This window comes from Microcoleus sp. OTE_8_concoct_300, from assembly GCF_031383065.1.
GTDB lineage: Bacteria > Cyanobacteriota > Cyanobacteriia > Cyanobacteriales > Microcoleaceae > Microcoleus.
The window spans coordinates 1-9,776 of the sequence record NZ_JANMZH010000643.1 but is presented as its reverse complement, the minus strand read 5'-3'; the positions used below and the strand labels follow the sequence as shown (position 1 = coordinate 9,776).

Below are 9,776 nucleotides of genomic sequence, written 5' to 3'. Positions count from 1 at the left end.
GCTTTCCTTACGATTATTCTGACGTAATAGACCTCTTTCAAAAATAATTAGGACGGGCTCTGGGGCCAATCCCACAAGAAAAAATAACTCTTGTGGGATGGGCCCCAGAGCCCGTCCTAATTATTTTTGCAAGAGGTCTATTACGTCAGAATACTCGTAAGGAAAGCTACTTAAAATGGTTAAATGATTCCCTTCGCGAAGTTCTACATTTACCTTTTATACCCTTTTTTTTATATTTTTTTACGCCTTACTTTTTCTTTAAATGACTCCAAATTATACTCAATGAGGTGCCGTTTTTGGGGCTTGGTAAGACAAATGATTTTTTCTGCAAAGAGCACCCGTATTGAGTTAAGCTGTTGTGCATCTAATTTGACAGTCAACTTTTATACAATTATTGTGGGACGGGCAGGATGCCCGTCTCTGTATTCAATTTAGATGCGTAGCAGCTTACCAGCTCAGCCACCATAATATCTTGCGATATTCAAACATCTTCGCCCGACTTTTAACTAAGTAGGTAGGTGCATATAAACTTGTGAGATTTGGAGAAACTTATCTGGTAAAAATCTCAACAAACAACCCGAAACGGTATAAAGTAGATGGTGGTTCTAGAGATTTGCTTTTAAAAAAAACTAACTTAGAGAGAGTTTGGTGTCAATATATTTGATGGGTCACTTATAATTTAACAGGCTTGCACTCAGGGGGTCTCAAAACAAATGCCACGGATACCTACCTTAACATTCGATCGCGGAACGCTCCTGCTACACCCGCCGCCCAAAGGCAGAGACTGGGTGGACTTTGCGACATGGGACGATCGCGTGGAAAAATTCCGCATTCGAGCCATTCACTACCGCCCGCTGGTAGAATGCCTCCAAGCCGAGTGCATTCACTTCACGGACGAAGCTAGGGGATACGAACTACTCGAACTCGTACCCAGCGTGGAAATGCAGCCTTACCCACATCAAGAACAGGCCCTCGTAGCTTGGCAGGAAGCAGGAAGCCAAGGAGTAGTCGTCCTCCCCACCGCTTCCGGCAAAACTTATCTGGCACAATTAGCCATGCAAGTCACTGGTCGCAGTACATTAATTGTAGTACCAACTCTCGATTTAATGCACCAGTGGTATGCTAATTTAAAAGCTGCTTTTCCCGACATCGAAATCGGATTGTTGGGCGGAGGTTCGCGGGACAAAACGCCAATTTTAGTCGCGACCTACGACAGTGCAAGTATTCATGCAGAAACCTTGGGCAATAAATACGGTTTGCTGGTTTTTGACGAATGCCACCATTTGCCAACAGACTTTTATCGAGTAATTTCCGAATATGCGATCGCGCCTTTTCGACTGGGACTGACAGCCACACCCGATCGCACAGATGGCCGCCACAGCGATTTGCATTTCCTGATCGGCCCGACAGTATTTAGCAAAAGACCAGAAGATTTGGCAGGCGATGCTTTAGCAGACCATAAAATAGTTCAAATTATGGTAAAACTGTCACAAGAAGAAGGATCTCGCTACGCCGAATTAATCAACATTCGCAACGACTTCTTAAAACAGTCTAACATCAGAATATCCAGCCTGGATGGTTGGAAACAGTTTATCATGGCAAGCGCGCGATCGCCCTTGGGGCGGCGCGCCATGCTAGCCCACCGCCAAGCCAAAGAAATCGCCCTTTGTACCGAAGGAAAACTGCGAATCCTAGCCAAAATACTAGCAGAACACTCTCCCCAGCGCACGCTAATTTTCACCGGAGACAACGCCACAGTTTACCGAATTTCCCAAGAATTTCTCATCCCCACAATTACCCACCAAACCCCAGTCAAAGAACGCCACGAAATCCTCGATCGCTTTCGCAGCGGCGAATACAAAACCCTCGTCGCCTCCCACGTCCTCAACGAAGGAGTGGACGTTCCCGACGCCAGAATTGCTATCATATTGTCAGGAACCGGCAGCGAACGCGAATACATCCAGCGATTGGGTCGAGTTCTCCGCAAAAGCAGCGATGTAAATAAGTTAGCAATTCTCTACGAAGTCGTCACCGAAGACACCAGCGAAGAAAGAACATCCCAACGCCGCCGAGGAGGAATGCAGCCTCACAAACCCCAACCACAAACACAAATAGAACCGCCAAAGCCAGAATATCAGAAACTAGAAATTGTCAAACCGACACCCATTTACGGAGTCAACCGAGAGACAACCAAAAAAGCAGCAGAATCACCCGCAAAATGGGGAGAAGACAAAGATGAAATTCCCTGGTAGCAAGCCCAAACTATATCCGAACACTCTCTTTCTTACTCTCTCTTCCCTTCGCGTTCTTCGCGCCTTCGCGGTTCGTTAAAAATAAAAAACTATTAACAAATGCTACCCACTGATTTATTAAGTCACCGCCAAAACGGAGAATCAATCATCCCGCTACGCCTCAAGATAGATGCTAAAAACTTAGAAGCAGCTACCGAAACGATAAACTGCTTTCAAGAGTCGATCGGCAAAACCCAAGGCGAACTCGACGGACGCTTGCTAGAATTAGAAGGCGATAGCCCCGATTATCGGCTGAAACGGGGATTAGCGCACCTGCTGAAAGGCGGTTTCTGCACCTTGGAAGTCATCAGTCCCCTAGAACCCTCAGAGTTGAGACAGCGGGTTTTTGCATTGTCCGCGCGATCGACTCCCAGCCCTCAATCCACCCAATTAACCCTGGAAAAAGTAGCAACTGAACTCAGCCAAGACTTAAACAGAGAAGTTTTGCCTCACGAAATCACTACAGGTTTATACGCCGATTTAAACGAAAACAAAATCCTCACAGAGTTTAATGCACCAACACCCGAAAACTTGCTTCACAAATACAATCTTTCTCAAGTTCAAGGCATATTTTACCGAGCAAGTCAAGTCCAATTAACCGCCCACCGCAACGATCCAGGAGAATACAAACTCTTATTTCGCTATCTGAAACTATTTCAATTAATGACTTACATCGAAGGCGATGCAGACCACGGTTTTACACTCACAATAGACGGCCCTACAAGCTTATTCAAACCCAGCACCCGCTACGGCTTAGCCCTCGCGAAAATGCTGCCCGCACTGCTGCACGTCACCAAATGGAGTATGCACTCGACACTGCACACAAAAGACCCTTTTAGTGGCGTTTTAAAAACAGGTAAATTCACCCTAAATTCCGACTGCGGTTTAGTCAGCCACTATCCCCCAGGCAAGCCTTATGATAGTATGTTAGAAGCCGCATTTGCTGAGAGATGGAATTCCACAAAAACCGAGTGGCAACTAGAGCGAGAAGTAGATTTAATTCCCATTCCAGGTAGTGTGATGATTCCCGACTTTCGGTTAGTGCATCCCGACGGGCGAGTATTTTTATTAGAAATAGTTGGCTATTGGCGGCCGGAGTATTTGCAAAAGAAATTTGCACAAGTACAGAAGTCAGAATGCGATAACTTGATTTTAGCTATTTCCGAACGGCTGAATTTAGAAAAAGCCGGAGTGAATGTAAAAGACGTGCCAGCAAAAGTAGTCTGGTTTAAAGATAAATTGCTGCCCAAATCAGTCCTGGAAGTCCTCGAAGAGTAACCAATCCGCCCATCAGTTGCAAACTTCTTTCTTTCTCTCTCTCTGCGCCCTCTGCGCCCTCTGCGGTTCAAAAAAATCCTCCTCAAAAAACCTCGCACATTCCCAGCTATACTAAAATAGGAATTCACCCAAATCCTTGCCACCGCATACTCTCACCCTAAAACCGATAGAAAAATGGCAGACACAAGTATTGTCGAAAGAATCAAAAAGCTGTTAGCCCTCGCCACCTCATCCAATGAAAACGAATCCACTGCAGCAGCCGAAAAAGCTTCCCTCTTACTGGCACAGTACAATCTCAGTCTCGCCGATTTAGGGCCAAATCACCAAGAAGAGATTGACGAAAACTCAGTTGAAACAACATCGAAATTTGTCACTTGGAAAATGATGCTGCTTTCGGGAATTGCCGACGCTAACGGTTGCAATGCCATGCGAAACACTTATAATGGCAATATGTTTTTGGTGGGAACTTCTACAAACCTGATTGTTTGCAAACACCTGTACGAGTATTTGAGTTCTGCGATTGAAAAAAGGGCTAAATACCGCAAAGGAAACGGCAGGGGGTTGGCGTATCTGAATGCTTTTCGGGTTGGATGCGCGACAAGGTTGAGACAAAGATTGTTGGAACAAAAACAGGAGATGGAAGAGTCGGGGATTCCGGGTTCGGGGGATGCGGCGGCGACTCCAGGGATTGTAGTGCGATCGATGTTTGAGAAAAATCAACGGGCGATCGCCGATTATCTAGAGGGCCGAGGGGTTAAAATTAGAACGAGAACAGATTCTCAAGTCAGCAGCGCGGCGGGTTTTAATTCGGGGTATGAAGTGGGCGACAAAATTAGTTTGCACAAGCAAGTGCAGCCTCAAGAGGAACAAAAACAACTCAATGAATCTCTGTGAGTTTAAGTATAGTTAGCAATTCAATTTATACTGTTAATCCCTATGCCCTACTGTTCTTTCACCACAATCGGTAAAGTCAAGGAAGCATTTAATCTAACCACTGTAGAAGCAGTTCGTTTTTTGCCTAACATTGACCCAATTTCCCCCTCACAAACACTGACTGCCTTTTTGGAAGAAAGCCTGCCGTTTGCCTCATCCGCCAGCGAAAAAGCTCGTTCTGAAGGAATTATTTTCCCTGTTTTGCTAGAAGCGAGACGAATTTTACAGCGGCGAGTCAGCTTATTTTCTGGAGAAGACTTCACAGTAGACGAATCAATGGGACTGAACGGCGTGTGTGATTTTCTCTTTAGCCGTTCCGAAGAAATTCTAGAAATCGAAGCACCGGCAGTCATCATTGTGGAGGCAAAAAAATCTGACCTCAGAACAGGATTCGGGCAATGTATTGCTGAAATGGTGGCAGCACAAAAATTTAATGAGGCTAAGAAAAAGCCGATTCCCATAATTTATGGTGTGGTAAGCAATGGCACTCAGTGGCGATTCCTCAAACTCCAAGGGCAAACAGTGACAATTGACTTGATTGATTATCCACTTCCTCCTGTCGAGCAAATTTTGGGGTTTTTGGTATGGATGGTGCGCGAAGGTTAGCTGGCTGACGGGGCGACAACCCATCAGAACACAGATAGAATCAAGGACATACAGCCCTTGAAAAAGATGGTAGACCCTAGGTGTGATTTTAGGCTTGTGAGCGATCGCTTTTCGTCATTGATTATGAGGATTGAGACCTAACTGAAATTCTGACAATTCATCATCGCAATTAAATATTCCTGACTCTGAAGTCAACCCAAATTATTTCATAGTTTGGGAATCATCTTGAATCTGAGCTTCTGTTGTTTCAGGAATTTGAACTGGGTTACTTTCTTGGCTTTTTAAACATCAACTTTTTGGTAAATGTAATCAACAGTCTGTTCAACGGTTGTAATTGCCTCGGCAACTTCATCGGGAATTTCAATGTCGAATTCCTCCTCGATTGCCATAATTAGCTCTACTGCATCGAGAGAATCGGCTCCTAAATCATTGGCAAAATTAGCGTTGATGGTGACTTTACTTGCATCAACTTCTAGCTGCTTGACAACAATCGCTTTGACTTTTTCATAGATTTGCTGCTTAACCTTACCACTTGGGGAAGATTCATCAAAAACGTTAGGAGTAGTGGTATCAGTTGTAGTTTCATCTGAATCTAATTCTGATTCGTCTTCCGATTCATCCCGGACTCTAAAATAGTAAAACAGATTAGCAACAGCCAAATCAGACGCTTTTTCCAAGTTCGACGATACTAAACTTTTATGACCCGCTATTTTCCCTTGCTCAATGATATAATTTTCATACTCTTGACGCTGCTGCGGAGCGAGCATTAATTCCAGTTGAGTCCGAAGAGAATAAAAATGAGACTTAGGCCGCAAATTTTCATAAAATAACTGTTCATCCGGTATTGCTGAAGCTGTTGTTGCTGATTTTTCATCACCGCTTGATGAAAACTTCGCATTAGTAAAATCTTTACTCTGTAACAGTTTTAGCTCACTTTCGGGCAAAGCTTTAGTCCATTCAATCTGATTAAGCCAAGTGTCTAATGCAGCTAAATCGTGATTGTGAATTCGCGTGATTTCAGGAAACAGAAAATCTAGTTCGTCGTCACAGTCGCAGCCAGCAATTACTGTTAAGCCATCTTGACGGATTTGTTGTTGAAGCTGAGAGATGCGATCGCCCGCAGCACCAAATTCATTTTGTACCTGATACGTGCCGATAATAATTTGCTCGATCCCCCAACTGCACTCTAACCGACGCAACTGTCCCGCCGCACAAGTTTCTTCTAATAAATGCGGATTTTTGTAATCAGCTAAAGCTTCAAACAGCATCCCCCGCGCTGCATCAATTTCAGCATTGCGGCGGTTAATATCTTGCAGTTGCAAAGCCGATCGCATTCGTTGAATTGCTTGATTAAATAACCCGTAAGCCCGCACTAAGACTAGGCGATGGTTCTCAAATTTTATATCTGCAACGACTTCGGAAATTAATTGCTTAATTTCCGCACCTTGGCCTTTCACAAGTTGTTCTAAATTGATGAAACCATTTTCAACTTTAACTTCCAGCCTTTCTACTGCTTTTTTTAGTTTCAAAGTCTGGTGCAAATTCACCGCCGACAAGGCTACCCCAGCCGCAACTCCCACACCAATGACGGCTGTTGTCGCTTGCAGCACCCCCAAAGTGGCTTGGACGCCTTGAAAGCCCATGTGCATTTGCTGCATCTGCAAGCCGCCCATAACAAACTGCATGGGAGACACTAAGGGCGATAGTGGGTTGTTGTTGAGTGCTGCGCCAACGGCATGGGCTACGAATTCTCCCGTCGCTGCATCTCTCGCCATGCCGATCGGCACTCCAGCAGATGTAAACACTTGTGCGTACTTACCAGCCTCGATCGCAGCCTGTACCGCCGGGGGAAATACAAAGTTCATCATCAATTTTTACCGTGTTACCAATCCACAGAATAACTAATATATTATGATAGTTTAAATAAAAAAAATTATCTAAGGGCGCGGCAAATGGACACTTCGCTAATTAGTCCGCAAACGGTTGAGCTTATTTCCCGACTGACAGGGCAAAACCTACGAAAAGAGGATATTACTCCGCCCGTGCTTTTTCTGGCGGGATTGGTGACGGTATTGCTGGGAGTCATTCATGCCGACGGTACGGTAAGTGCTGAGGAAACGCAGCGATTGCGGACAACTTTTACGGAACTTATTCCCGCTAACAACAATTTGCGCCCATTGGTAATGCCGATGGTTAAGAGCGTGCGGGAACAGCAAGTTTACAAGAAATTGACCGCGTTGCTGGCGCTGACAGCGTGTTTTTCTGAGGAGGAAAAACTGCTGCTGATTAGTTTTGGGTATCAAATGTCGGCGGCAGATGGGACAATAGATAAACGCGAAAAAGAGTATTTGACGATTGTCGCCAACAAACTCGGAATCGCTGGGCGATTTTTGACTGTTTTGGAAGCCAGTTTTAGCAGTCAAGCAATAAGCGATACAGCAGCTTTAACAGAACTCCACTCGTTACTAGATCCAGCGCAATTTCAATCTCTCGATTCTATGTTTATCCGTGCTGCCAGTCACATTATCGGACATTTACCAGCCAAACCGAAACACAAAACAAATCAAAAGCAATCAGTTTCGTCCTATCAGGAGTTGAAAAAATTTCAGGAGTATCGGCAACAACTGAATGCTCTTTGTGAAAAACTAGGTTTAACTCTGCAAAATGGAATAGATCGCAACGTGCTATCTCCTACTTTAGCAGAAGAAGTAACGAAAGTATCTCAAAGATTGCAATCTCCATGTTTTCGCGTTGCTGTTGTCGGCGAATTTAGTAAAGGCAAATCAACCTTACTAAATGCTTTACTTGGTGAGGAAATCCAACCAGTGCGCGATATTCCCTGTAGTGGTAATGTGACTATTTTGAAATATGGTTCGCAGCGCCGGGTTATTTGTCGCTACAAAAATGGACGGGAGGAAGAAATTTCACCTGCACAATATCAAGAGAAAGCTTCGATTTCGGAAGAAGCGGCTTATGGTTCTTATGCCGATGAAATTGCCAAGTCGGAAATTGCGGAAATCGTTTTTGAACATCCCGAATTAGAGTTGTGCCGCAATGGAGTAGAAATTATTGATTCTCCTGGATTGAACGAACAAGCCGAACGCACATTAATCACCCAACAGGTGCTCAAAACAACTGATGCCGTTATTTTCTTAACTCATGCTCAAAATGCTTTAACCGAGAAAGAGCGAGAACTGCTTTTGTACTTGAAAAAAGAACTGAATTATGGTAATAAGGAAGGCGCGAGTAATATTTTTATGGTAGTTAATTTTTTCGATTTGCTGCGGCGGGAAGAGAGTCGCCAGCAGGTACGAAAAAGGGTGGAAACGATTGTTACAAGTCAAAATTTGATTGGTGGTGAAAACCGGATTCATTTTATTTCTGCTCAATCTGCATTGGAAGCGATTTTAGCAGGCAATGAAAATGATGATTATCTAAAATCTTTTCAGGGTTTTACTGATTCGGTTGAGAAGTTTCTGACTGTTGAACGGGGGGCGATCGCACTTAACCAATCCGCAGCCGGAATCAAGCAAATTATTAATAGTGGCTGCGATGAATTGAGTCAATATAGGGAAATGCTAGAAGGAAAGTTGACAGTTTCTGAAGGAGATAAGGCGAAGATTTTTGAACAAATAGCGGAAGTAAGCGGCCGCGATGTGAAAATCAAACTTTTAGCTAATGAACTGAGAGAGGAATCTGTAGAAGAAGCTATTGAATCTTGGAATGAATGGGTGGAAGGATTGGGAGAACGCCTGATGGCAAAAAGTCATCGCTGGACTTCCGAACACGGACACATCATGAGTCAAGACAAGTTGACTAAAGATTATGCAGAGCAATTTGTACGAGACATCACCGAAGAAATTGATGACTGGGGCAATCAAAAAGTACAGTCTATTTTAAAACAAAATATGGGAGTGCTAGACAGCCAAATCGGTGAAGATATTTCTGCAATACGGCAAGAATTTCAACAGTTTGACCAGCAACTCAGCACTAGCCTTGTCGCTCAATTCAATAACTTAGCAACAGCAGGTAGCTTAGGCGGAATTGGCAGCAGTGGAAGCGGAATAGCTTCATCAATTGGCGAGATTGAGGATGGTGGATTTTTTGGGGGTTTAGGAATTGGTGCAGCAGTTGGTGCTGCGTTGCTATTTTTTACAGGACTTGGTTTTATAGGAGTTGTTTTGGGTGGCTTAGCCGCTGGTGCTGGTGGCGGTTTGGGCTGGAGTTTTTTAGATGGCGATGCTGTTAAAGCTCAGATTAAGGAAAAAGTTTGTGAGTTAGGCTTTGAGAAATTTGGCGAATCGGCAGAGTCTATTTTTGAGAAGGTACAACAAAGAATTATTGCAGTATTTGACGATCGCGCTGATGCGAATAGCGATGCGATGTCAAAAGCGATCTCGCTGTGGGAGAATTTATTAGAACAGCAGGAAAATCGCGATCGCCAAAATCAAGCAGAATGCGAGGCCCAAAAAGTTTGGCTGGCTGAAAAACGCCGAGAACTCGAACAAGTACAAAATCAAATTGAAACAATCTAGGACTTACGCATTGACAAAAAACATCATCTATGTATTCTAGACAATGCCACCACTACTAAAGTTTGCTAAAATATGCTCACGTATAACTGAAGTGAATAGATTCCTTTGGACTTCATACCAGTTACTAATTATT

At 44.0% G+C, this 9,776-nt stretch carries 6 protein-coding genes; 5 read left to right on the top strand and 1 reads right to left on the bottom strand.

Features of this window, described 5'->3' with window-relative positions:
• Positions 1–713 precede the first annotated feature (713 nt).
• From ACUVJL_RS29175 to ACUVJL_RS29160, 4 genes are all read left to right on the top strand, one after another.
• Positions 714–2,252, top strand: coding sequence for a DEAD/DEAH box helicase family protein (locus ACUVJL_RS29175; RefSeq protein WP_445249041.1), 1,539 nt, complete (start codon positions 714–716; stop codon positions 2,250–2,252).
• A gap of 99 nt (positions 2,253–2,351) precedes the next feature.
• A complete protein-coding gene (locus ACUVJL_RS29170; protein ID WP_445249040.1) occupies positions 2,352–3,569 on the top strand; it encodes a DUF790 family protein in 1,218 nt (405 codons plus the stop codon).
• A gap of 174 nt (positions 3,570–3,743) precedes the next feature.
• Complete coding sequence (locus ACUVJL_RS29165; protein WP_445249039.1) at positions 3,744–4,463, top strand: DUF2786 domain-containing protein; 720 nt, start codon at positions 3,744–3,746, stop codon at positions 4,461–4,463.
• Between the two features lie 42 nt (positions 4,464–4,505).
• On the top strand, positions 4,506–5,108 hold the full coding sequence (locus tag ACUVJL_RS29160) for a hypothetical protein (protein ID WP_445249038.1): 603 nt from the start codon (positions 4,506–4,508) through the stop codon (positions 5,106–5,108).
• Positions 5,109–5,389: 281 nt separating this feature from the next.
• Here the strand turns inward: ACUVJL_RS29160 and acpP are convergent, their stop codons facing one another.
• On the bottom strand, positions 5,390–5,620 hold the full coding sequence (gene acpP, locus ACUVJL_RS29155) for an acyl carrier protein (protein WP_445249042.1): 231 nt from the start codon (positions 5,618–5,620) through the stop codon (positions 5,390–5,392).
• Positions 5,621–7,060: 1,440 nt separating this feature from the next.
• On the opposite strand from acpP, the gene ACUVJL_RS29150 reads away from it, so the two are divergent.
• Positions 7,061–9,643, top strand: a complete 2,583-nt coding sequence (locus ACUVJL_RS29150) for a dynamin family protein (protein ID WP_445249037.1) — start codon at positions 7,061–7,063, stop codon at positions 9,641–9,643.
• Positions 9,644–9,776: the final 133 nt, after the last annotated feature.